This window comes from Curtobacterium sp. NPDC089991 (assembly GCF_044748425.1).
In the GTDB taxonomy this organism is placed as follows: Bacteria; Actinomycetota; Actinomycetes; order Actinomycetales; family Microbacteriaceae; genus Curtobacterium.
On record NZ_JBIVGB010000001.1, the window covers coordinates 652,397 to 674,030 of the forward strand.

General features: G+C 67.1%; 26 protein-coding genes. 17 read left to right on the forward strand and 9 right to left on the reverse strand.

What is annotated here, in order from left to right:
• Window positions 1–12: 12 nt before the first annotated feature.
• From ACIPV1_RS03145 to ACIPV1_RS03155, 3 genes are all read right to left on the reverse strand, one after another.
• On the reverse strand, window positions 13–1,968 hold the full coding sequence (locus tag ACIPV1_RS03145) for a cytochrome c oxidase assembly protein (protein ID WP_243648837.1): 1,956 nt from the start codon (window positions 1,966–1,968) through the stop codon (window positions 13–15).
• A gap of 174 nt (window positions 1,969–2,142) precedes the next feature.
• The gene (locus tag ACIPV1_RS03150; protein ID WP_123937969.1) at window positions 2,143–3,063 is read right to left on the reverse strand and encodes a cation diffusion facilitator family transporter; all 921 of its coding nucleotides are present in this window, start codon (window positions 3,061–3,063) and stop codon (window positions 2,143–2,145) included.
• A complete protein-coding gene (locus tag ACIPV1_RS03155) occupies window positions 3,060–3,422 on the reverse strand; it encodes a metalloregulator ArsR/SmtB family transcription factor (protein WP_123937967.1) in 363 nt (120 codons plus the stop codon). The genes ACIPV1_RS03150 and ACIPV1_RS03155 overlap by 4 nt, the downstream gene beginning before the upstream one ends.
• Before the next feature lie 47 nt (window positions 3,423–3,469).
• Between ACIPV1_RS03155 and ACIPV1_RS03160 the strand changes: the two genes are divergently transcribed.
• The 9 genes from ACIPV1_RS03160 (at window position 3,470) to ACIPV1_RS03200 (ending at window position 10,568) form a co-directional block, all read left to right on the forward strand.
• Window positions 3,470–4,435 carry a cytochrome c oxidase assembly protein gene (locus ACIPV1_RS03160; protein WP_123937965.1) on the forward strand — a complete coding sequence of 322 codons (966 nt, stop codon included), beginning with the start codon at window positions 3,470–3,472 and terminating at the stop codon, window positions 4,433–4,435.
• Window positions 4,436–4,547: 112 nt separating this feature from the next.
• Window positions 4,548–4,955: a hypothetical protein gene (locus tag ACIPV1_RS03165; RefSeq protein WP_123937963.1), complete on the forward strand. Its 408-nt coding sequence runs from the start codon at window positions 4,548–4,550 to the stop codon at window positions 4,953–4,955.
• Window positions 4,956–5,501: 546 nt separating this feature from the next.
• Window positions 5,502–5,900, forward strand: coding sequence for a M23 family metallopeptidase (locus ACIPV1_RS03170; protein WP_243648852.1), 399 nt, complete (start codon window positions 5,502–5,504; stop codon window positions 5,898–5,900).
• Window positions 5,901–5,913: 13 nt separating this feature from the next.
• On the forward strand, window positions 5,914–6,507 hold the full coding sequence (locus tag ACIPV1_RS03175) for a copper resistance CopC family protein (RefSeq protein WP_165901039.1): 594 nt from the start codon (window positions 5,914–5,916) through the stop codon (window positions 6,505–6,507).
• Complete coding sequence (locus ACIPV1_RS03180; protein WP_243648836.1) at window positions 6,504–7,730, forward strand: M23 family metallopeptidase; 1,227 nt, start codon at window positions 6,504–6,506, stop codon at window positions 7,728–7,730. Before ACIPV1_RS03175 ends, ACIPV1_RS03180 begins: the two co-directional genes overlap by 4 nt.
• Before the next feature lie 225 nt (window positions 7,731–7,955).
• Window positions 7,956–8,630, forward strand: coding sequence for a thioredoxin domain-containing protein (locus ACIPV1_RS03185; RefSeq protein WP_123937954.1), 675 nt, complete (start codon window positions 7,956–7,958; stop codon window positions 8,628–8,630).
• Window positions 8,627–9,241 (forward strand): TlpA disulfide reductase family protein, encoded by a 615-nt coding sequence (locus ACIPV1_RS03190; protein WP_123937952.1) that lies wholly within the window; start codon window positions 8,627–8,629, stop codon window positions 9,239–9,241. Before ACIPV1_RS03185 ends, ACIPV1_RS03190 begins: the two co-directional genes overlap by 4 nt.
• Window positions 9,238–9,837 carry a signal peptidase II gene (locus ACIPV1_RS03195; protein WP_123937950.1) on the forward strand — a complete coding sequence of 200 codons (600 nt, stop codon included), beginning with the start codon at window positions 9,238–9,240 and terminating at the stop codon, window positions 9,835–9,837. Before ACIPV1_RS03190 ends, ACIPV1_RS03195 begins: the two co-directional genes overlap by 4 nt.
• The gene (locus ACIPV1_RS03200) at window positions 9,834–10,568 is read left to right on the forward strand and encodes a cytochrome c biogenesis CcdA family protein (protein WP_123937948.1); all 735 of its coding nucleotides are present in this window, start codon (window positions 9,834–9,836) and stop codon (window positions 10,566–10,568) included. Before ACIPV1_RS03195 ends, ACIPV1_RS03200 begins: the two co-directional genes overlap by 4 nt.
• Before the next feature lie 157 nt (window positions 10,569–10,725).
• On the opposite strand, the gene ACIPV1_RS03205 is transcribed toward ACIPV1_RS03200, so the two are convergent.
• Complete coding sequence (locus tag ACIPV1_RS03205) at window positions 10,726–11,682, reverse strand: bile acid:sodium symporter (RefSeq protein WP_123938119.1); 957 nt, start codon at window positions 11,680–11,682, stop codon at window positions 10,726–10,728.
• A gap of 109 nt (window positions 11,683–11,791) precedes the next feature.
• On the opposite strand from ACIPV1_RS03205, the gene ACIPV1_RS03210 reads away from it, so the two are divergent.
• A complete protein-coding gene (locus ACIPV1_RS03210; protein ID WP_123937946.1) occupies window positions 11,792–12,220 on the forward strand; it encodes a MerR family transcriptional regulator in 429 nt (142 codons plus the stop codon).
• A gap of 15 nt (window positions 12,221–12,235) precedes the next feature.
• Here ACIPV1_RS03210 and ACIPV1_RS03215 read toward each other — a convergent pair whose 3' ends face one another.
• A complete protein-coding gene (locus tag ACIPV1_RS03215) occupies window positions 12,236–12,589 on the reverse strand; it encodes a metalloregulator ArsR/SmtB family transcription factor (protein ID WP_123680830.1) in 354 nt (117 codons plus the stop codon).
• 116 nt (window positions 12,590–12,705) lie between these two features.
• On the opposite strand from ACIPV1_RS03215, the gene ACIPV1_RS03220 reads away from it, so the two are divergent.
• From ACIPV1_RS03220 to ACIPV1_RS03245, 6 genes are all read left to right on the forward strand, one after another.
• Complete coding sequence (locus tag ACIPV1_RS03220; RefSeq protein WP_123937944.1) at window positions 12,706–14,109, forward strand: FAD-dependent oxidoreductase; 1,404 nt, start codon at window positions 12,706–12,708, stop codon at window positions 14,107–14,109.
• The gene (locus tag ACIPV1_RS03225) at window positions 14,109–15,512 is read left to right on the forward strand and encodes an arsenic transporter (protein ID WP_185094186.1); all 1,404 of its coding nucleotides are present in this window, start codon (window positions 14,109–14,111) and stop codon (window positions 15,510–15,512) included. Before ACIPV1_RS03220 ends, ACIPV1_RS03225 begins: the two co-directional genes overlap by 1 nt.
• Before the next feature lie 20 nt (window positions 15,513–15,532).
• Window positions 15,533–15,949 (forward strand): arsenate reductase ArsC, encoded by a 417-nt coding sequence (locus ACIPV1_RS03230; RefSeq protein WP_123937942.1) that lies wholly within the window; start codon window positions 15,533–15,535, stop codon window positions 15,947–15,949.
• A 20-nt stretch (window positions 15,950–15,969) separates the two neighbouring features.
• Window positions 15,970–17,367: an FAD-dependent oxidoreductase gene (locus ACIPV1_RS03235; RefSeq protein WP_402725758.1), complete on the forward strand. Its 1,398-nt coding sequence runs from the start codon at window positions 15,970–15,972 to the stop codon at window positions 17,365–17,367.
• Window positions 17,368–17,382: 15 nt separating this feature from the next.
• Window positions 17,383–17,778, forward strand: coding sequence for a low molecular weight phosphatase family protein (locus ACIPV1_RS03240; protein ID WP_123937938.1), 396 nt, complete (start codon window positions 17,383–17,385; stop codon window positions 17,776–17,778).
• 63 nt (window positions 17,779–17,841) lie between these two features.
• Window positions 17,842–18,297: a hypothetical protein gene (locus ACIPV1_RS03245; protein ID WP_123937936.1), complete on the forward strand. Its 456-nt coding sequence runs from the start codon at window positions 17,842–17,844 to the stop codon at window positions 18,295–18,297.
• Between the two features lie 126 nt (window positions 18,298–18,423).
• Here the strand turns inward: ACIPV1_RS03245 and ACIPV1_RS03250 are convergent, their stop codons facing one another.
• From ACIPV1_RS03250 to ACIPV1_RS03260, 3 genes are all read right to left on the reverse strand, one after another.
• Window positions 18,424–19,167 (reverse strand): hypothetical protein, encoded by a 744-nt coding sequence (locus tag ACIPV1_RS03250; RefSeq protein ID WP_123937933.1) that lies wholly within the window; start codon window positions 19,165–19,167, stop codon window positions 18,424–18,426.
• A gap of 115 nt (window positions 19,168–19,282) precedes the next feature.
• Window positions 19,283–19,870: a hypothetical protein gene (locus ACIPV1_RS03255; RefSeq protein ID WP_123937930.1), complete on the reverse strand. Its 588-nt coding sequence runs from the start codon at window positions 19,868–19,870 to the stop codon at window positions 19,283–19,285.
• 54 nt (window positions 19,871–19,924) lie between these two features.
• The gene (locus ACIPV1_RS03260; RefSeq protein WP_148086811.1) at window positions 19,925–20,623 is read right to left on the reverse strand and encodes a hypothetical protein; all 699 of its coding nucleotides are present in this window, start codon (window positions 20,621–20,623) and stop codon (window positions 19,925–19,927) included.
• Between the two features lie 66 nt (window positions 20,624–20,689).
• Between ACIPV1_RS03260 and ACIPV1_RS03265 the strand changes: the two genes are divergently transcribed.
• Window positions 20,690–21,094, forward strand: a complete 405-nt coding sequence (locus tag ACIPV1_RS03265) for a hypothetical protein (protein WP_123937924.1) — start codon at window positions 20,690–20,692, stop codon at window positions 21,092–21,094.
• Here the strand turns inward: ACIPV1_RS03265 and ACIPV1_RS03270 are convergent.
• Window positions 21,091–21,369: a helix-turn-helix domain-containing protein gene (locus tag ACIPV1_RS03270; RefSeq protein WP_216099621.1), complete on the reverse strand. Its 279-nt coding sequence runs from the start codon at window positions 21,367–21,369 to the stop codon at window positions 21,091–21,093. The two genes, ACIPV1_RS03265 and ACIPV1_RS03270, sit on opposite strands and share 4 nt — an antisense overlap.
• Window positions 21,370–21,634 lie beyond the last annotated feature (265 nt).

Here is a 21,634-nt window from a genome sequence, read left to right on the forward strand (position 1 = left end):
TAACGGCTGAGATCACTCGCGCGAGCGATCTCGCCCGTTCATCGCGGCGAGCTGTTCGTTGTAGGCGCGAAGCTCAGCGTCGCCGTCGCGTTGCGCCTGACGGTCCAGGCGTTTGGCGTCGCGTTTGTCTGACTTGACCCAGTTCCGCACGACGAGCAGTGCGACGAACACCATCGGCAGTTCGGACGCGCCCCAGGCGATGCCGCCGCCGGTGTGCTGGTCAGCGAGGAGTGCGGCTTCGTTGGTTTGCCCGAGTGCGCGGAACCAGTCGAGTGCGTAGACCTCGGTTGAGGTCATCACTGCGACGCCGAAGAACGCGTGGAACGCCATTGTCGCCAGGAGCGCGATGATGAGGATCGGGTAGGCGGGCCGTTGCGGGCCCGGGTCGATGCCGACGAAGACCCAGAAGAATAGGTAGCCGCTCAGCACGAAGTGGACGACCATGACGATGTGCCACTCGTGTGACTGCATCGAGGCTTGGAACGCCGGGGTGAAGTAGAACACCACAAGGGACCCGGCGAAGATGATCCCAGCGACGGCGGGCTTGCCGAGGAACTGCATCCAGCGGGAGTGTACGAAGAGCATCAGCCACTCACGGGCGCCGCGTGAGCCGTCGTTGCGGACCGGCAGCGTGCGCAGCGCAAGGAGCACCGGGCCGCCGAGCACGAGCGGCAGCGGGACGAACATCATCAGCAGCATGTGCTGGATCATGTGCGAGGAGAAGTGGATCATGCCGTAAACGGCGGGGCCGCCGTTCATCGTCCAGATAAAAATCAGGCAGCCCGTGACCCAGCTGATTGTCCGACCGACCGGCCAGCTGTCGCCGCGCTTGTGGAGCTTGCGGACGGCGAAGAGGTACCAGCCGATGCCGATGAGGGCGAGAGCGGTCCATGCCCAGTCCCAGTGCCACGCGCTCAGGAAGTTCTGCAGGGTCTGGGTGGGCGGGTAGGTGAACCCGATCAGCCCGTCACGTGTGTCTGCCCCGGTTTCCGGCGTCTGCGGGATCGGCGGTTGGCTCCGGGACACCGCGACGGAGGCGCCGATCGCGACCGCCATGAAAATGATCTCGGCGAGAGCGAACCGGACGAACAGCCGACGGTTGGCGGGGTCGCGGAGAAGCCCTGGCACGAGTTTTCTGCGCTGCGCGACGCCGGCGATGCCGAGAAGGATGAGCGCCGATGCTTTGACGGTGATCAGCCAGCCGTATGAGGTGGTGATCAGGTCGACGGGGCCGGTGAGTCGGAGTGCCGCGTTGACGATTCCGGAGAAGGCAACAGCGGCGAAGGACCAGCCGGCGAGGGTCGAGTAGCGAGCGACAACACGGCCGGTGCTGCCCTGGGTCATCGTGCGCAGCAGCAGTACCGCGGTGAGCCCGCCAACCCAGACACATACGCCGATTAGGTGGATCGCGAGGGAGTTCACGGCGTTGGCGTGCTCGAGGGATCCAGCTGCGTGACCCGACAGCGACAGCGGCAGGAGGGCGAAGATGGCGAAGACCGTCGCGACGGCGATGCTGGTCACACGTGTTGCGGAGGCGGCGATGATCGTGGCGACCAGGACCGCGGTTGCGGAGACGAGGTACACCTGACCGGCTTCCAGGCGGAAGAGGAACTCCGGAAAAGTTCGGGCGAACACGGAGCTCGTGATCGGCGCGCCGATGGTGTTGGCGCCGGTGAACACGATTCCGGCCACGGCGGCGAGGAACCACAGCGCGCCGCTCCACGCCGCCCAGCGTGCGGCCCGGTACTGCATCCAGGAGAGCCGGCCCCGTTCCTTCCGCTGACCGGGCAGCGCGAACGCTGCGACGATGAGCAGCCCGATCGTCACTGCAGCCATGGCGTCGTGGACCACTCGCGCGACAGGTAGGCCGTAGTCGACAAGCCGGCCGGCGTCGACGAGCTGTGTTGCTTCCCCGAGCGCCCCGGTCAGGGTGAGCCCGAGCAGCGCGCATGCCAGTGCGAGTGGCACTGAGATGGTGAGTGTCGAGCGAACTGCCACGGTGTCGGGCGCTACCTCAATGGGTGCGGTGCGCGTGTCTGCCGAGCGGTGGTTCGTGTCAGTCAATGGGTCATCACAAGTCGTTGTCGGGCCGCTGTTTCCTTGGTGCGCAGCAGGCTCAGGGGCGGAGGTAGATGCGCGGGATCAGACGTGGGGGGTGTGTTCGTGTTGGCTGTGTCCAGCCGGTTCCAGCTGGAACGTGGAGTGCTCAACACTGACATCGAAGTGTTCCGCGACGCACCGCTGCAGGTCGTCGAGCAAGGCCGGCACGCTGCCGTCGGTGAAGCATGCGGAGTCGATGCTGACATGCGCGGTGAGCACCGGAAGGCCGGTCGCGATTTGGGACGCGTGGAGATCGTGCACGTCAATCACGTGTTTCCGCTCGAGCAGGTGTGCGCGGACGTCGTCGAGGTTCAGGCCCGTGGGGGTGGCCTCCAGCAGCACATTCAGGGTCTCTCGGAGCAGCTTGAACGCCCGCGGCAGAATGAGTATGCCGATGAGGAGACCTGCAATGGCATCAGCCCCGCCCCAACCGGTGATGGCGATGACGATCGCTGCGATGATGACGGCGACTGATCCGAGAGCGTCGTTGAGGACTTCGAGGAACGCAGCGCGCAGGTTGAAGTTCGCGTTCCGGCCGGAGGCGAGCACCAGGATCGACGCGATGTTGCCGGCGAGGCCGATGATGCCGAAGACGAGCAGCCCGCCGGAAGCGATCTCCGGGGGTGCGAAGAGCCGCTGCACCCCTTCGATGAGGACGAACAGTCCGACCGCGAGCAGGACTGCCGCCTGTCCCGTGGCGGAGAGCACCTCGGCGCGGGCGAAGCCCCAGGTGCGCTTCGCGGTCGCGGGTCGTCGTGCGAGGTTCGCTGCGACGAGTGCGGTGGCTAGCCCGCCGGCGTCGGTGAGCATATGCGCTGCGTCGACGAGGAGCGCGAGGCTGTTCGTCGCGATCGCGCCGATGATCTCGGCCACAAGAATCGTTGCGGTGATGCCGAACGCGATCGCGAGCCGGCGGCGGTTCACCGCGTGCGCGTCGATGCCATGATCGTGTGAGGTGCTCATGCGTCGTGCTCCGTGTTGTGGTGGTGACGGACCACGTCGCCGACGGTGTGCTCGGCCTGGAAGATCGCATCGTGCACGAGCTTGTTCGCGTGGTCGTTCGCGAGGCGGTAGTAGACCCGGTTGCCGTCTTGCCGAGTGGTGACCATGCGGGCCATGCGCAGCTTCGCGAGGTGCTGAGACACGGCAGCCTGCGACCGGTCGACGACGGCAGCGAGATGCCCCACCGGCATCTCTTCCTCACGCAGTGCGAGGACGAGGCGGATACGTGTCGGGTCGGCGAGCATCGCGAAGATCTCTGCGGCTAGTTCGACGTGCGCGTCATCGAACTCCGCCTGCCCAACATTCGTGTATTCGCTCATGCGAATATAGTTGCATGTTGATGGTGGTGTGTCTACCGTCGGGTGGCATGGAACCGTTGGCGTGGATACCGACCGCACCGCCGACTGTCGCTGCGTTGCTCGCACCGACGTTGCAGCCCGTGCCCGTGATCCCTGTCATCGCGGTGCTGCTCGCTGCTGGGTACGTGACCGGATGGCTACGCTTACGACTGCAACGCCGAACGTGGCCGGTGTGGCGTGGCGTGCTGTTCCTGACCGGATGCGGACTGCTTGCCGTCACGATGGGTGCCGGCATCGAGGGGTACGGCTTCGTACTGTTCTCCGCGTTCATGTTCCAGCAGCTCACACTGATGATGACGGTTCCGCTACTGCTTGTCCTCGGCGCACCGGGCACGTTGCTCCTCCGAGCAACACCGCATCGAGGTCCCGGTCGGCTGGTGTTGCAGACGGCGGTGTTCGGGCTGCGGTCACGGCTCGGCCGGTTCTTGCTGCATCCCGGGTTCATGATCCCGCTCTTCCTCATCACCTTCTACGGCCTCTACCTCACCAGCGCCGCGGACGCCCTCCTCCAGACGTGGGCCGGACATGTCGGCCTCGAGCTCGCATTCCTCGCCGCTGGAGTGCTCTTCACCGCCCCGCTGATCCCAACCGACCCACTGCCACGCCGACAAGGGCACCTCGGCCGACTCCTGGATGCGTTCCTGGAGATGCCGCTGCACGCCTTCTTCGGAGTGATCCTGATGATGGCGACCGTGCCACTCGTACCCGCGTTCACCAACATTCCTGCCTCCTGGGGCATCACCGCAGTCGGCGACCAAGCGTTCGCGGGCGGCCTTGCGTGGTCGTATGGGGAAGCACCCTCACTCGCCCTAGTGCTGATCCTGATGACCAGCTGGTTCCGCCACGAATCCCGGAAGAGTCGAGAGCGGGACCGTGAGATCGATCGCGATGGTGACCCGGACCTCGAGGCCTACAACGCGCACCTCGCACGGCTGCAAGGACGAACAACCTCACCCCACGAGCAGCACGGATGACCCACCGGCACCGCATGCTCAGGCACCCCGGACACACCCAGCGAACTCACCTGTACCCCTTGACAGCGTCCTGCACAATGGATGCGGCCGCACCGATCGGGCCATCCTCATCATGACGACACTTCGCCACCTCCTCCCGCTCCGGCTGCTTCGTGCTGCCACCGCGGTGATCGCAGCCGTTCTGTTGTTGCTCGGTGCGATGACGTTGCAAAACCTGGCCGCGCACACGGACGACCCGGTGGCGAGCCTCACTGGCGCATCTACCGTGTCCGAACTGGAACAGGGCACCTCCGGTACCGCCCACGTGGACCAGCATGAGGGCGTCAGTGGAATCTTCTGCGCATTGTTGGGGCTGGCGGCGTTGGTGATGAGTGCCGGCCTCGTCCTGGCACTGCTCGCGCACGACCTCCGCCGGCCGTTGTTCTCCTTGTCCCGGGTCCTCGCCAGACTGCGGCCGCGGCTCATCCGGCACGACCAGACAGCGGTCTCGCTGACGGTCCTGTCGATCGCACGCGTCTGATTCTCCTTCCGGACGACCCCGCAACGCGGGGACGTCAAAAGCGTCCTGCCCGCTTAACGGAAGCCTTCCTGCAGACCTGTGACGAACCAGACCGCCCTCGTACCCGATTCCCCAACTCCCCTCACGCGACGCGCAGCCCTCGACGCTGAACGCCACGCCCAGCGAGCACGCACCCCTCGGCAGCTCCAACACCGGCCACTTCCCCGTCCGCGACCCATCGCCGGCGCGCCCTCCCCCGCTCGCCCGAGGAGGGCTGTCTCCTCGCAGCTGGTGTTGACCAGTGCGGCAGCAGCCGTCGTGCTCTTCGCAACTGCCGCACTGCCCGGGCCGGCAACGGCGTCCGTGGCCGCGCCGGCGACAGCCCTCACCCCCGGTGTGAGCGGGCAGAGCCTCCAGGTAGCAGCCGCCGCATTGGACCCAACTGCCCAACGCGACTCCTTCACCGTCAGCACCCCAACAGTGGTCGGCAGCGCACCGGCTACCGCGGCCGGTGAGGTGGGCGCCGTCACCGGCGGGGGCGATGTTCGCTGGCCGTTCCCCGGTCCGGTGCCGCAGAGCTCCGGCTTCGGATATCGCATCGCGCCATGCGCCACCTGCTCGACAGCGCATCAGGGCCTCGACCTCACCCCCGGAGCTGGAACTCCCATCGGTGCGGTCGCCGCGGGCGTGGTCCGCGTCTCCGGCATGCACTCTGAGTTCGGGCAGTACGTGATCATCGACCACCAGGTCGGCGGGCAGCTCGTATCTACCCTGTACGCCCACATGATCATCGGTTCATCCCCGCTCCGGACGGGGCAACGCGTCGCCGCTGGCGCTCGAGTCGGGCTTGTCGGATCTTCTGGCCGGAGTACCGGCGCGCACCTGCACCTCGAGGTGCATCAGGGCGGCGCCACTCCCATCGACCCGGCAGCGTGGCTGCGCAGCAACGCCGGCCGCAACTTCTAACAGGAAGGCACCCGTGCGACTTCGCACCCTCATCGCAATCTTCATCCCGGCAACCGTGCTCGCCACAGCACTGACCATTGCTGCCCCGGCAAGTGCGCACGACGCACTTTCATCAGCAACGCCCGCCGCAGACACCACCATCAGCGGCGACCTCGACACGGTCACCCTGACGTTCTCCGAGCAGCCCTTGGCGGGGCTGGAATCCGGACTAGTGATCAGCGTCACCGGACCCAACGGCGCCGAAGTCACCACGGGCACATTGGAAGTCGACGGCAGCACCCTCACCAAATCCGTCAATGTCACCGCCCCCGGCACGTACAACCTTGCCTGGCGGAGCGTCTCGGTTGATGGGCACCCGATCTCCGGTGGCTACCAGTTCACCTCCACCGGCAGCACCGCATCTGCCACACCGACGGCACGGGCCACTACGCCATCGGCAACACCGACAAGCGCCTCTCCGACCGCACGAGCAACGGCCGCAGCGCAGGGCGGAGGGAGGGACACCAGTCCGGCGATCTGGGCCCTTGGCGGTCTGACCGGGCTGTTCGTCCTCGCGGTCGTCGGGATCCTGCTCATCACCCGCCGCCGTCCAAAGGCTCCCGAATGATGCGGCGCACCACGGTCGCCGCGGCGACCATCATCGCGATCGTCATCGCTGCGCTGCCTGCAGTACCCGCGGCGGCGGCAACGGCACCGGCACCGAGCTGGGCGGACGTGCTCCGCGCTCGAGGCGATGAGGCGGCCGCCTCCCGGCAGGCCGAGCAGATCGCAGCGCTCGTCACGGAACTCGAGGACACGACCGTGACGGCCAAGGCGGCCGCTGATGCTCGCGGACGGGAGCTGCAAGTCGCTCAGGATGCCGCAGACGCTGCGGCGGGCCGCTTCGACACGCTCACCGCGCAGGCCGATGATGCACGAGCGGACGCCGCCGGCGCGGAGGAGCAGATCGCGTCCTGGTCGGCGTATCTCTCCCGGTCGGCAGGACGCGATCTCACGGTGAGTATCACGGCGGACACTGACGATCTCCTCTCTCGTCTGGGCACGGCGTCCAAAGTCACCGACACCATGAACACCACGCTCCGAGACGCCGCGACCAAGGCTGGGACCGCGACGGCGTTGAGTAAGCAAGCGAAGGCAGCGAAACGGAAGCGGGACCAGCTCCGGAACACCGCTGCCGGCGCCTTCACCGCAGCGTCAACGGCCGCTGCAGAAGCCGCCGCTGCGGAGGCCACCCAGCGCAGCCGCCAGCGGGAACTCAACGACCAGCTCGCGGTGCTGCGCAACCGGACGCTGAGCACGGAGGCGGCATACACGGAGGCGGAGCGGCGCCGCGCTGCAGCTGCACGAGCCGCCGCGGCGGCTGCTGCAGCACAAGCCGCGCAGAACCGTCCACAGACCCCGTCGAACCCCGGCGCGGTTTCCGCATCCGGTTGGACGATGCCAATCACGTCGTACCGCTCGTACCAGGCGTACGGCAACCGGCTGCACCCCGTACTGGGCTACTACCGCCTCCACGCAGGCGACGACTTCGGAGCCGCATGCGGCACCGGCCTCTACGCCGCATCCGCCGGCACCGTCACCTACGCCGGCCCGTACGGCGGCTACGGGAACCTCATCACGGTTGACCACGGCGGCGGCGTCACCACCAACTACGCGCACATGTTCCCTGCCGGGGTGCAAGTTGCTGTCGGGCAGCGTGTCAGCGCCGGACAGAAAATCGCGGAAGTCGGCAATGCCGGACTCTCCACTGGCTGTCACCTGCACTTCGAGGTGCGTCAGGGCGGTACCGCGATCCCACCAACCCCGTTCCTCAATGGCAAGGGGGCGTGATGGGGCCCATTCGGGCGACGTGGTCCGCCGTGCAAGTCGTTGTCCTGACGATCACCGTTGCAGTGTGCGGCGTGATGCTGCTCCGCGACGGCCCAGGGCCCGGCGGCATCTACGTCATTGGCGCGGTCTGCTTCGGGCTCGCCCTCATCGGACACGCCACCGTTCTCCTGCTCGCACGTTCCGCTCGACGCGGCGCCCCCGCTCCCAACCCAGCAAAGGGACCTCATGACTCGTAGCACCCGCATCGGTGTCGTTTCCGGCCTCATCGCCGGCGCACTCGTCCTGATCGTCATCGCCGTCTTCGTCATCCGCGCCTACGTTCCCTCCGCGCCGACCGCAGCAACAGCGGCGTCCTCGAGCCCAACCGGTGCCGTCACGCCAACACGGGTCCTCGGGCCCCCTGGCAAGGGCTCCGTCACCGTTGTCGAATTCCTCGACTTCGAATGCGAAGCATGCGCGGCGTTCTACCCCTACGTCGAGGACCTCCGCAAGAAGTACGAAGGTGACGTCACCTTCGGGTTCCGGTACTTCCCCCTCCCCGGCCATGGCAACTCCCGCACCGCTGCCGCCGCCGTCGAGGCTGCCGCCCAGCAGAACAAGGTTGAGGGCATGTACCAGCGCATGTACGAGACGCAAAAGGAGTGGGGCGAGCGAGGCACCGACTCTCAGGCCGAACGATTCCGCGGCTACGCCAAAGACCTCGGCCTGAACATGAGCCGCTACGACCGCGACGTCACCAGCAAGACTGTGCTCGAGCGCATTCAACGAGACGTCAATCTCGGAACGACACTGGGCGTGAACAGCACACCCACGTTCTTCATCAACGGCGAAGTGGTTCCCCTGCAGACCTACGCTGACCTGCAGACCGCAGTGGACGCCGCTGTGCAGGAAAGTCGATGACCCGCCGGCCATCTTGGCGACGAGCCGCGCCCGCAACGGCGGCGATCATGGCGGTGATGCTGCTGGCGGGATGCGCTGGCGGGCAGAACGGCACGCTGAGCTCGCAGTACCGCGGCGGCGAAACGAAGAACTACGTCTCCGGCGACGGCACCGTGACGCAGGTGCCAACGTCCAACCGGAGCGCTCCGGTACAGTTTGACGAGACCGCGATGGACGGCACGCAGCTGAACAGCGAGGAGCTCCGCGGGCAGGTCGTCGTTCTCAACTTCTGGTACGCCTCCTGCCCGCCCTGCCGCGCTGAGGCGAAGCACCTCAACAAGGTCGCGGAGCGCTTCGCAAGCCGAGACGTACAGTTCATCGGCGTCAACGTCCGCGACGCGCAGGGCACAGCGGAAGCCTTCGAACGCCGCTTCAACGTGACGTACCCGTCGATCCTCGACAACGACACCGGTCGCATGCAACTCGCGCTCTCCGGCGACGTGGCGCCAAACGCTGTCCCCACCACGATCGTTCTCGACGTGCGAGGCAGGGTCGCCGTGCGGATCCTCGGAGCTATCGGCGGGCCGGGAACCCTCGCCACACTCATCGAAGACGAACTCACCCGAGCGTGAGGAACAACCCCCCGCCAGGTCACCAGACCGACGCCGACCGCAGCCCAGGTTCTCAGCGCGGGCGCTCCCTCGCGACGGTCATCGGGGTCGCAGTCCTCGTCGCGGCCGTGGATCAGCAGACCAAGCTGTGGGCGCTCTGGCACCTCGACCCGCACCGGACCCTCCCCGTCCTCGGTGACCTCGTCGGCTTGCAACTTGCGTTCAACCGTGGAGCGGCGTTCTCTCTCGCAGAAGGACGAACCTGGATACTCTCCGTCCTCGCAGCACTCGTGATAGCCAGCCTGCTGGTGTGGGCGGCGACCGGCCTCCGACTCATCATCGCTGTCGGTGTCGGCTGTCTGATCGGTGGCGCAGCCAGCAACCTCAGCGACCGGCTCACCCGCGGGCAGAACATCGGCGAAGGTGCCGTCGTCGACATGATCAACTACGCCGACATCGCGATCGGCAACGTTGCGGACATCGCCATCCTCGTCGGCGTCGTCATCCTCGCGGTCACCTTCTCTCGGTCCCCGAACCCCCGATCCCAAAACGGCAAAGACGGCCCTCCCGGCGCCTCCGACTACCCCACCGAGCCCCGAAACCAGGAGCCTCGATGACGTTGCAGGAGACAGTCTTCAGTGGGCAGATGCTGGCTGCCGTTCCGATTGCCATGCTCGCCGGGCTCATTTCGTTCGCGTCCCCATGCGTTCTTCCGCTGGTGCCGGGGTACCTGGGCTTCGTCAGTGGCTCCGCGTCCACGGTCACAACGCGACGCACTCTCGGCGGAGCCGCACTCTTCGTCGTCGGGTTCGGACTGGTGTTCGTCGCCTACGGTGCAGCATTCGGCACCGCTGGCGCGTGGCTGTTCCGATGGCAGGACGTCATCATCCGCATCCTGGGGCTCATCGTCATCATTATGGGAGCCGCGTTCATCGGGCTCTTCCGTCCACTCCAACGGACCGTCCGAACATCATGGAGACCGCGACCCGGTCTCCTCGGAGCACCACTCCTAGGCGCAACGTTCGGATTGGGCTGGACGCCCTGCTTTGGTCCCACCCTCGCGACCATCACCGCTCTCAGCCTCGACTCCGGTACAGGACTCCGCGGCGCAGCCCTCGGCTTGGCCTACTGCCTCGGCCTCGGCCTCGGCATTCCCTTCATCATCGTCGCTGCCGGCTTCGGATGGGCCAGCCGAACCGTGACGTTCCTACGGACCCACATCCGGGCGATCAATCTCCTCGGCGGATGCATCCTCATCGCCACCGGGATCGCCATGCTGACCGGGGTCTGGACCCTCATCATGTCCATCCTGCAAGGCATGATCGCGAACACAACAGTTGTCCTGTAACCCCCGGAACTCCCCACCCAGCTCGTGGATCTCGCAGTGACCCGCCGACCACACGTCGCTCGTCGCTCGTCGCCTCTATGGTGCCCCGCGCACACCGTCGCCGAAGCCGCCTCGTCCGCGCTGACGAAATGGTGGTCGACCGCTGCAGGACCCAGCATCAAGTGGTCATTGGCCCGACTCTGGCTGGAACGAGCCAAGGTACCAGCCGTACGTAGATGATCATGCCGACGAGCTCGACGAGGGTCTGCGTCACCACGACGACCGGTGCGAGGCCGAGGTCGGGTGGGAGTGCGAGTGCGAGCGGGAGGACGACCAGGGAGTTCCGCGTGGCACCGCTGAACACCAGCGCGCGCCGGCTGGGGACGTCGAGCCTGGCGATTCTGCCGGCGATCGTCCCGAGTGCGGCCATCACCGCCAGGAACGTCCCGTAGATGGGTACCAGCACGATGAGCCGGGTGACGTTCTCGGCGACGGCGCCCGCCTGTGAAGCGACGACAACGAACAGGGTCGCCATCATGAGGGGCACCATCAGGCCCTGCATCAGCCCCTCAACACGTTGGCCGAAACGCGTCCGCTTCGCGAGTGCCTGCGTCGCCGCGGCTGCGGCCAGCGGCAAGACGATCAGGACGAGGAACGCTTCGACGAACGGTCCGATGTCGACTGCGGCGACCCCGGTGGGGCCGATGAACAGCAGCAGGTAGACGGGGAGCAACAGGATCTGCATCAACATCAGCAGGGGTGCCGCCGCGAGCAGCCGCGCGGACGCACCGCCGGCGAGGCCGGAGAACACGATGACGTAGTCGATGCATGGTGTCAGCAGCACCAGCAGCACGCCGAAGAGCAGTGGCGGGTCGCCGGCAACGAACCGGGACAGCGCGAACACCACGACCGGCACGACGACGAAGTTCAGCACGAGCACCGTGCCGAGGAAGCGAACGTCTCGGACCGCTCGTCCGATCGCGGCGAACGGCACCCCGAGGAACGTCGCGTAGAGCAGAAGTCCGAGGACGGGGTTGATACCGACCTCGAGGCGCTCCGCTCCAGGCAGCACCAGTCCGGCTCCGGCGCCGATGGCGATCGCGGCCAGGTAGAGCAGGATCTGGTGAGCCTCCATCGCGGAGACGAGCCGCTTCACCGGAACGCTCCGGCCGCATCAGGGGTGTGCACGAACGTTGACCCTAAACGTTCCAGTGCGCTGGAAGGTCAAGCCGTACGCTGCTGACGTGCGCATCTCGGAAGCCAGCCGCAGAACCGGTGTCGCAGCGACCACGCTGCGGTACTACGAGTCCCTTGGCCTGATCGGCAGCCGCCGGCTCGAGAACGGGTACCGCGACTACGACGACGCCGCGATCGACCGGGTCGGGTTCATCCAGGCGAGCAAGGAGCTCGGCCTCTCCCTCGTCGACGTCGCCGCGCACCTCGTCACGGTTGATACCCGATCCTGCACGGACGTCCGCGACACCATGCGTCCCGTCCTCGCCCGACGTCTTCAGGAGATCGACGACAAGATCGCCCGACTGCAGCAGCTCCGCGGGCGGTTGGCGCAAGCGGATCAGGACTTCGCGGGATGCCCGGACCGTGACGAGCACTGCAGCACGCAGTGCGTCATCGCCGACGGCATCGGCGCAACTGCCCGGCGTCCCGGAAGGTAACCGCGCGGCCGAGGGTTAGCGCGTCGGTGCGGTGATGAGGCCGGCGAGGGTATCGAGCGCGCCGGGCACGAGGGAGAAGTACGCCCACGTGCCACGCTTCTCGCGGTGGAGGATTCCGGCGTCGACGAGCACCTTGAGGTGGTGGGAGACGGTCGGCTGCGAGAGGCCGAGCGGTTCCTGCAGGTCGCACACGCATGCTTCGGCGCCGTCGTGCGCGGCGACCATCGAGATGAGCCGGAGCCGGGCCGGGTCGGCGATCGCTTTGAGTGACTTCGCGAGGACCTCGGCGGATGCCTGGTCCATGGCCTCGGTGGTGACGGGCGAGCAGCACGCGGTGACGTCCTGGATGGGAAGCAGCTCGATCGTCATGGATTCATCCTCCCACGGACTTTGACACGCGTCTATATTTGCGCTGGTCGATATCGACGTGCTTCGATGTACTCGCCGGGTTCCGGTTCCCGCTCGATCCGTGAAGGACCAGCCTGATGACTCACCTCCTCGCCGTCGGCGGCAGCGACGCCGGCATCGCCGCCGCGCTCCGCGCCCGTGAACTTGACCCGTCGACGGCTGTGACGGTGGTGCTCGCGGACGAGTTCCCGAACTTCTCCATCTGCGGCATCCCGTACTGGGTGTCCGGCGACGTCGCCACGGAAGCGTCCCTCGCGCACCGCACCCGTGCTGATCTCGAGGCCGCCGGCATGACCGTCCGCTCCTCCACCTGGGCCTCGAGTGTCGACGTCGACGGGCGCCGCCTCACCGTCACCGGCCCCACCGGGGACGAGGAGATCGCGTACGACGAGCTGCTGATCGGCACGGGCGCGGAACCGGTCCGTCCGGCCGGCGTGCCGTTCGGGGAACCGGGCATCCACCTGCTGCACTCCATGACTGACGCCGAGCAGGTCGTTGCTGCCCTCGAGCTGCTGCCGGCGGGGAGCCGGGTCGCGGTGGTCGGTGCTGGCTACATCGGCCTGGAGATGACCGAAGGGCTCGTCGCCCGTGGGTTCGACACGACGTTGATCCAGCGTGGTCCGGAAGTGCTCTCTACCCTCGACCCGGAACTCGGGTCCCTCGTCACCGCCGAGGTCCGACGCCACGGCGCGACCGTGCTGACCGGTTCCACCGTCACCGGGATCACCCCGGCAGGCGGTGGGCAGTGGCGCGTCGCCACCGGCTCCGCGTCTGGTGACACGGAGGGCACGTTCGCGCTGGTGGTCGTCTGCGTCGGCGTCCGCCCGGTCACGGATCTCGCCGTCGCCGCCGGAGCGCAGCTCGGCCAGGCCGGCGCGATCGTGGTCGACGCGTCCATGCGGACCGGTGTGCCGCATGTGTGGGCTGCTGGCGACTGCGTCGTGACGCACCACCGCCTCCTCGGCACCACCTGGTTGCCCCTCGGGACGACCGCGCACAAGCAGGGCCGCGTCGCCGGGGAGAACATGCTCGGCGGCTCGAAGACGTTCGCCGGGTCGGTGGGGACGCAGGTGGTGAAGGTGTTCGACCTCGTCGCCGCCCGCACCGGCCTCCGCCAGCACGAGACCGGCCCACTGGAGGTGTCTCCGCTGACGCGGGTGACGGTCGCGGATGACCACAAGCGGTACTACCCGGGCGCCGTCCCGCTGACGATCAGCGTCACCGGCGACCAGGCCACCGGGCGGCTCCTCGGTGCGCAGATCGTCGGGCAGCGGACCGCGGAGATCAGCAAGCGCATCGACACGTTCGCCACCGCCCTCCACGCGGAGCTCACCGTGGACGACGTCATCGATCTTGACCTCAGTTACACGCCGCCGCTCGGGTCCCCGTGGGACGCTGTGCAGGTCGCCGCGCAGGGCTGGGAACGCGCCGCCGCAGCGGCGAACCAGGCTGCAGTGAATCAGGCTGGGGTGAGCGCCTGATGGTGCTGGCTGTGGTCGCTGCGGCGATCTTCGTCGCGACGCTCGTGGTGGTGATCTGGCAGCCCAAGGGGTTCCCGATCGGCTACACCGCGCTCATCGGCGCCGTCATCGCCCTCGCCACCACCGTCGTCGGCCTCTCCGACATTCCGACCGTGGTCGGGATCGTGTGGAACGCGACGCTGACGTTCGTCGCGGTGGTGCTGATCTCGTTGATCCTCGACGAGGCCGGGTTCTTCGAGTGGGCGGCCCTTCACGTCGCCCGTTGGGGCCGCGGCAACGGACGGCTGCTCTTCGTGCTGATCGTGGGCCTCGGCGCGGTCATCGCGGCGGTGTTCGCCAACGACGGGGCCGCGCTGATCCTCACCCCGATCGTCGTCGGGATGCTCCGCGCACTGAACATGCCGCAGAAGGCGGCGCTCGGGTTCATCCTCGCGACCGGGTTCATCGCGGACACCGGCAGCTTGCCGTTGGTGGTGTCGAACCTGGTCAACATCGTCTCCGCGGACTACTTCCACCTCGGCTTCGCCGAGTACGCCGCCGTCATGATTCCCGTCGGCATCGTCTCCGTCCTGGCCTCCCTCGAGATGCTGCTGCTCTACTTCGGCAGGAGCATCCCGAAGCGGTACGACGTCCTCGCCCTCACCAGCCCCGCCGCAGCGATCACGGACCGGGCGACGTTCCGTGCCGGCTGGGTCGTCCTGGCGCTGCTGCTCGTCGGCTACTTCGCCGCCGACCCGCTCGGCGTCCCGCTCGCCGCTGTCGCCGGCGTCGGAGCCGTCGTCATCGTTGCCGTGGCTTCACGGCAGCCCGCGTTCCTCTTCGCTCGTGCCGAGGCCGCACCGGTCCTCGTCGCAACCGGCGGTACTGCCACCGTCAGCGCAGGCAGCACCGGGCCGGGTGCGCCGTCGGGGCGGGTGATCCCGGTGTGGAAGACGATCCGGGAGGCGCCGTGGCAGATCGTGCTGTTCTCCATCGGCATGTACCTCGTCGTCTACGGCCTCCAGAACCAGGGCCTCACTGACCACCTCGCGACGCTGTTCGACGTGCTCGGTGACCACGGGGTCCTCGTCACCGCGCTCGGCGTCGGGTTCACCATCGCGATCCTCGCGTCCCTGATGAACAACATGCCCACCGTCCTCATCGCCGCCCTTGCCATCGGCGGCGCCGGCGCGACCGGGCTGACACACGAGGTGATGGTCTACGCCAACGTCATCGGCTCCGACCTCGGCCCGAAGATCACCCCCATCGGATCCCTCGCGACGCTGTTGTGGTTGCACGTGCTGGAAAAGAAGGGCATCCACATCGGGTGGGGGCAGTACTTCCGCACCGGCATCATCCTCACCATCCCCGTCCTCGCCATCACCCTCGCCGCCCTCGCCGGCTGGCTCACCCTCATCCACTGAACCCGAAAAGACACACACCCATGAGCAACAAGCCCACGATCCTGTTCGTCTGCGTCCACAACGCCGGACGCTCCCAGATGGCCGCCGGCTACGCCCAGGCCCTCGGCGGCGACCGCGTCGAGGTCATCTCCGCCGGCAGTGCGCCGAAGGACCAGATCAACCCGATCGCGATCCAGGCGATGGCCGAAGACGGCATCGACATCGCCGGCAACCAGCCGAAGATCCTCACCACCGACGCCGTCCGCGACTCCGACGCCGTCATCACCATGGGATGCGGCGACGCCTGCCCGATCTTCCCCGGGAAGCGGTACGAGGACTGGGAACTCACCGACCCCGCCGGCCGCGGCATCGAGGACGTCCGCCCCATCCGCGACGACATCAAGCACCGCGTCCAGACGCTCCTCGCCGAGCTGCTGCCCGCCGAAGCAACCGCGTAACGACCAGGAAGCCGCAGACCATGACGCTCACCCTCACCGTCCCACCCCGGACCGACGCGGACCGCCTCACCGGACTCCCCGTCGCGATCATTGGTGCCGGCCCCGTCGGCCTCGCTGCCGCCGCGCACCTCCTTGAGCGCGGCCTCGATGTCGTCGTCTACGAAGCTGGGCCGACCGTGGGGACGAGCGTTCGCGCTTGGGGGGACACGCGGCTGTTCTCCCCGTGGCAGTACGTCATCGACACTGCCGCCCAGCGCCTCCTGGAAGCCACCGGCTGGGAAGCACCTCGAGCGGCGTCGTTGCCCACTGGCCACGACCTCGTCGACACGTACCTGGCACCCCTGGCAGCGACCCCGCAGCTCGCACCGGTGATCCAGTACGGCACCCGCGTGGAAGCGGTATCCCGGCAGGGCATGGACCGCACCCGCTCCACCGGCCGCGCCGACACCCCATTCCTGCTCCGCCTCCACACCGCCGACGGTGCACACGACGTCACTGCCCGTGCGGTCGTCGACACCTCCGGCACCTACACGTCCCCGAACCCCCTCACTGCTGCTGGGCTCGCACCCGCCGCTGACCTCGGCGACCGGGTCGTCCACGCGCTCCCTGACGTCCTCGGCGCCGACCGTGACCGGTTCGCCGGTCGTCGGGTCCTCGTCGTCGGTGCCGGCCACTCCGCCGCGAACACGCTCATCAAGCTCGCCAGCCTCGCCAAGACCGCGCCGGGAACCGAAGTGCTGTGGGCGATCCGCAACCCGGGCACGGCCCGGCTCGGCGCGGACGCAGCCGATGGGCTCGCCGCCCGCGGGCAGCTCGGTTCCACCGTCCACGAGCTCGTCGAATCCGGTCAGGTGCAGCAGATCGCCCAGTACGAGATCGACGACGTCCAACCCGACGGCGACCAAGTCACCATCACCGGACGCCGCGCCGGCGAGCCCTTCGCGGTGACGGTCGACGTCATCGTGAACGCGACCGGGTTCCGACCCGACCTCAACATGCTCCGCGAAATCCGCCTCGGACTCGACGACATCGTCGAAGCACCCCGCGCCCTCGCACCACTGATCGACCCGAACCTGCACTCCTGTGGCTCTGTTCCCCCGCATGGTGTCGCCGAGCTTGCGCACCCGGAGCCGAACTTCTTCATCGCCGGCATGAAGTCCTACGGCCGAGCACCCACCTTCCTGCTCCTCACCGGCTACGAGCAAGTCCGCTCCATCGCCGCCGAACTCGCAGGCGACCACACCGCAGCGCGCCTGGTCGAACTCGTCCTCCCCGAAACAGGCGTCTGCTCCACCGACGTCGGTGGCAGCTCCTGCTGCACCGCCCCCGCCGCCACCGCGACTCCTGCCGCTGACGACGCTGCCTGCTGCACTCCGCCTGAGTCGGCTACTGACCGCACCTCGTGCTGCACCAAGTGACCGGGAGTGGCAGCCATGACCACGAAGCCCACCGTCCTGTTCATCTGTAAACACAACGCCGGCCGCTCACAGCTCGGCGCAGCGCTCCTCGAACTCGCAGCACCCGACCGCTACACGGCCACCTCCGCCGGCATCAGCCCAGCCGACGAGGTGAACCCCTCGATCGCTGCGACCGTGGGCGAACTCGGCCTCGACATCACGGGACGCGTGCCCCGGCAAGTGACGCCCGACCTGCTCGAACAGGCGGACATCGTCGTGCTCATGAAGCCCGGCCTCGAGCTCCCCGCAGAACCACGCGGCACGGTCCTGGAGTGGTCGTTCCCCGACCCCACCTCCTGGTCACCGGAAGACGTGCGACCAATGCGGGACGCCGTCGCAGAACGCATCGAACGAGAACTCCTGCAGCCGTAGTGACCAGGCCGCCCGGATAGGGAGCGAAGTCAGAAGCGCGACTCAGAGAGAAGCTGCCTACTGTTGTACATCGCCAATGGCCCACGCATCGTGCTGTGGCAGGAGGGGGAAATCATGCCAGAGGATCCAGAACGGCAGGCGTTCGAGGACGCGCGGGCGCAGGTGCGCTCGATGGCAGAGCAGCAGAACCGTCAGCCCAAGGTTTTCATAGAGGTCAAAGATCGGGATCTGATCACGCTGATGGATCGGTTCGCGGGATCGCTTGAGTTCCACTCGATGTTGGTCGCCGGGCAGCTGATGGCCGAGGTGAGCCGTCGCCAGCTGTGGGACGCGGTCCTGGAGCGACGGACCGCGATGCTGTCTCGTATGCACCCCGCAGAGGATGTTTCTGCGCTGCGGGACAAGGCTCGGGCGTCGCTCGATCACTTCCAGAACGAGCACTTCCCCGTTGATCCTGACGTTTTCGGGGAGGACGGGTTAGATGCGGAGCGGGGCTGGAACGGGTACATCCAGTTCTGACGTCGACATTCGTGAGGTCCGGCCTCCCCCTCCAGCGCGCTGTCTCGGGGCTTGGCCAGGTGCTCCTGCCGCCCCATCAGGTCGGGGATATCGCGAGTGAGGCTGAGCAGGTCTTCGGTGCAGGATCTATCTCAAGCGCCGGGTCTCGAGTAGTTCCAGCAACGGCTGCACCCGGCGGCCCTCGGTAAGCCATTCGATGGGCGTCGCCGGTTCACCGTGGATGCGCGTGTACGGGTGTGGTGTCGTCATGAAGCCGAGGATCGACGTCGGGTGCATGTCGTTGTCGAACGCTCCGGCCAACGTCGATAGGTGATCCAGCACCGGGTGGTTAGGGTCGTCGGTGAATTGCCATGCCGGGAAGCGCAGCTCGTCGTCGCACACGAACGCGAACAGGTTGCCGGACACGAGGTGGGTGAGGACCCGTGCCGTTCCGGTATCCAGCCAGTCGGCCGCTTCCTCAAGGGTGAGGGAGGCACTCATTCCGCGCTGCCAAGAACGGCGTTCGGCTGCGTCGAGCTCGCCGCGCGCGACGGCGGACTTTGCAGCTTCGTACCGCTGCCGAGTACCGAACGCCGACTCGATGAGTGCGTCTTCCTCGTCAGGTGTGAGATCTCGGCCGGTTCGAGGACGCGGCGGGTTGTGGCGTGGCCCGAAATCTCGACCGCCGGCGTGAACACCGATTAGTCGTGGGAAGGCGCGGTCTTGCCGCGGCGGGTCAAGATCGCGGTCCCGGGTGACCAACACAGCGTCGTCGGCATCCGCGAAGTCCATGGTGGCGTTGCTGCGGACGCTGTCCGGCAGGTCGTCACCCGTCAGGGCGGCGAGAGCAACACGTGCGCGTGCCCGCGCGATCTGTACCCGTGACGTCATCAGGCACTCCCCTCTTGTTTGACTTCTAGGTCCCCCACAGTTGCCGCCTGGAGGGGTGGTGGGTTGAGGTCGATTGCGAGACACGAAGGGCGGAACTGTGTGCATCCGAGGCGTCCTACCGCCAATTCGCGGCTTCGAGATGGTCGAGCACGACCTGGACGTCGCCGCCGATCGTCAACCACTCGACGGGCGTGAAGGACTCATTGGTCCCCTCGATCTCGAGGTCCGCGTTGTACATGTAGCCGAGGATCGTGGCTGGATGTTTCTGATCACCCCACGCCGGCGTGAGTCGTGCAAGGCCGGGAAGGACTGGTATCGCTGGGTCATCGGTGAATTGCCACGCCGGGTACCGCAACTCCCCGTCGCACACGAAGGCTGTCACTTGCCCCGTAGCGAGGAGCGCGTGCAGCTCAGCGTCGTTGATGCGCAACCAGTCCGCGGCTTCCTCGGCGGTCAACGCAGAGACGAGCCCCTCAAGTTCCGTGCGACGTTCCACGTTCTCCAGCTCGCCGCGGGCGACTTCGGCCTTCGAGTCCTCGTACTCTTCCCGGGTCCAGCCGCCGAACCGGATGAGGAACTCCTGCTCCTCGAGTGTCCCTTGTCGGCCACGCGGAACTGTGGGTGGCTCAGCGACTCGGCCATAGTCGCGGCCGTGCGCGATGACACCGGCGAGGGAGTTGAAGCTCGATAGGGGGACGTTCACAGTGGTCGCTTCCGCTGCTTCAGCCGGAGTGTGGATGCCGCTCCCCAGCCAACCTCACCGGTCACCCCGTCCTCCGAGTACGAGATCTTGGAGGCGCGAAGCAGACCCCTCGAGCACAAGCAGCAAGGTCCGCACCACGGGCCAAGGCGATCCGCCCGCGATCAGATGTTCTCTTGGACTGCACCGCGCGCCGCCCCGCTGCAAGTGCGGGTCTTCGGAGCACATCAGGCGAGCAACTAGTGCTGGCGGCGCGTCAGGCGGTACGCACTGCAGCACCGTCGGTAGAACATCGGAGATGAGCTCCAAAGTCTTGGCACCGGCGTCGATGAACTGCCACGAGGGGAACAGCAAGGCTCCAGCCCGCTCGAATCCCCAGAGCTGTCGAGAAGCCACGTCAGCCCGAAGCTCATGGAGAGTACTCCCCCGTCGTCGGGCCACGTCATCGGCCCGCAACACTGCCGCATGTTCGATCGATATGGCTCGGACCAGCACGGTCATGAGATTTCGGTCGCTCAGCTCCGCTTCCCATTGGAACTCGTCACCGACCGCGCCGATCCACTGAAGGATGAGAGCTCGCTTCGCCGTTCCCAGCGGACTCGGCCGGTTGAGCGCCGTTAGCGATTCGGCGATCTGCTCAACCGTTGCGTAGAACTCGAGTCCAAGCGATTCGATGGCCGCCTCCAGCGCGGCGAGCGACATCTGACGCGAGGCGGCAGACCTCACCGGCGAAGGGGCCGCCTCTGATGCTTCCAACGCCACTTCCTCACCTGCCAGCCGCTCGCAACACGTCTCATGCCGCGTGCTGATTATAATCAGCACATGGGAAAAGGCGAGCGAGGCGCGGGTTCTGGTTCACCCCGCCTCACGATCGAAGCCACAACCGGTGCCAGAGTGGAAGTCTCTTGGCTGGACGCGGTCGTGGTCCCCGAGGCCGCGCGTATCGACTACCGAACAGTCGGCCGCCGCGGCGACTTCGTCGTCACCGTCGGAGCTACCGAGCTCGTCGCCGTCTGTGACCTCGACTCCGGCGAGTACGTCATCAGCGGACAGCTTGGAGGCGACGAATCGGCTGCGGCGCTGATGCGCGACCTACTGAGGCGCCGCCTTCAACACCTCCATGAAGCTCCCATCGAGTCACGGCAGCGCTTCGAGGGACGCCTCCGTTCCCTCGCCGACATGTCAGGCGGAACCTGGTTTGCTTTCGAAACGGTGTTCGACCTCTAACGTTCGGGTCGTCGCCACAGCTCGGTGTCGAGGGCAAGCTCAAGCCGAGCGAGCGTGGCGAGATCCGGCCAGGAACGACCGGCCAGAACACCGAGCAACGTTGTGTGGTGCACTCCAGCAGCCGTCGCGACCGCGCGCGTGCTCTGAGTTCCCATTGCCTCCCTCAGCCGCACCACGAAGGTACGAGCCGCTTCCGCGATCGCATCGTCGGCGGGAATCTCCGGCCAGGGCGCCGGCGCGAGCTCGAACGGTCGCTGTCGGGGAGTTCTGCTCACGCGTCCCAGCGTAGAGCGCGAAGCCGCCTCAACCGACGGCCGGCAGTCGATCCATACCAGTCAAGGGCCGGATGCCGGCCCAACGCCTGCGGCGCGAGGCGCCGGTCGATCGCGAAGGCGAGGGCCGGCGACACTCCGTGCGTTGCCCCCATGTGGGAGGCTTCGGGACCGGTCACTTGGCTCGGCCCGCTCGATAGGGCGCGCTGCGAGCGAATGAGGCGAACCGGACGAGAGTCGGGTCTTGTGCTCTTGGCACCGGGCAGCG

Coding starts and splice junctions, on each gene's coding strand:
- ACIPV1_RS03150 (WP_123937969.1), bottom strand. CDS start 3,063: ATGAGCACCTCACACGATCATGGCATCGACGCGCACGCGGTGAACCGC.
- ACIPV1_RS03155 (WP_123937967.1), bottom strand. CDS start 3,422: ATGAGCGAATACACGAATGTTGGGCAGGCGGAGTTCGATGACGCGCAC.
- ACIPV1_RS03160 (WP_123937965.1), top strand. CDS start 3,470: ATGGAACCGTTGGCGTGGATACCGACCGCACCGCCGACTGTCGCTGCG.
- ACIPV1_RS03165 (WP_123937963.1), top strand. CDS start 4,548: ATGACGACACTTCGCCACCTCCTCCCGCTCCGGCTGCTTCGTGCTGCC.
- ACIPV1_RS03180 (WP_243648836.1), top strand. CDS start 6,504: ATGATGCGGCGCACCACGGTCGCCGCGGCGACCATCATCGCGATCGTC.
- ACIPV1_RS03185 (WP_123937954.1), top strand. CDS start 7,956: ATGACTCGTAGCACCCGCATCGGTGTCGTTTCCGGCCTCATCGCCGGC.
- ACIPV1_RS03190 (WP_123937952.1), top strand. CDS start 8,627: ATGACCCGCCGGCCATCTTGGCGACGAGCCGCGCCCGCAACGGCGGCG.
- ACIPV1_RS03200 (WP_123937948.1), top strand. CDS start 9,834: ATGACGTTGCAGGAGACAGTCTTCAGTGGGCAGATGCTGGCTGCCGTT.
- ACIPV1_RS03205 (WP_123938119.1), bottom strand. CDS start 11,682: ATGGAGGCTCACCAGATCCTGCTCTACCTGGCCGCGATCGCCATCGGC.
- ACIPV1_RS03215 (WP_123680830.1), bottom strand. CDS start 12,589: ATGACGATCGAGCTGCTTCCCATCCAGGACGTCACCGCGTGCTGCTCG.
- ACIPV1_RS03220 (WP_123937944.1), top strand. CDS start 12,706: ATGACTCACCTCCTCGCCGTCGGCGGCAGCGACGCCGGCATCGCCGCC.
- ACIPV1_RS03225 (WP_185094186.1), top strand. CDS start 14,109: ATGGTGCTGGCTGTGGTCGCTGCGGCGATCTTCGTCGCGACGCTCGTG.
- ACIPV1_RS03230 (WP_123937942.1), top strand. CDS start 15,533: ATGAGCAACAAGCCCACGATCCTGTTCGTCTGCGTCCACAACGCCGGA.
- ACIPV1_RS03235 (WP_402725758.1), top strand. CDS start 15,970: ATGACGCTCACCCTCACCGTCCCACCCCGGACCGACGCGGACCGCCTC.
- ACIPV1_RS03240 (WP_123937938.1), top strand. CDS start 17,383: ATGACCACGAAGCCCACCGTCCTGTTCATCTGTAAACACAACGCCGGC.
- ACIPV1_RS03250 (WP_123937933.1), bottom strand. CDS start 19,167: ATGACGTCACGGGTACAGATCGCGCGGGCACGCGCACGTGTTGCTCTC.
- ACIPV1_RS03265 (WP_123937924.1), top strand. CDS start 20,690: ATGGGAAAAGGCGAGCGAGGCGCGGGTTCTGGTTCACCCCGCCTCACG.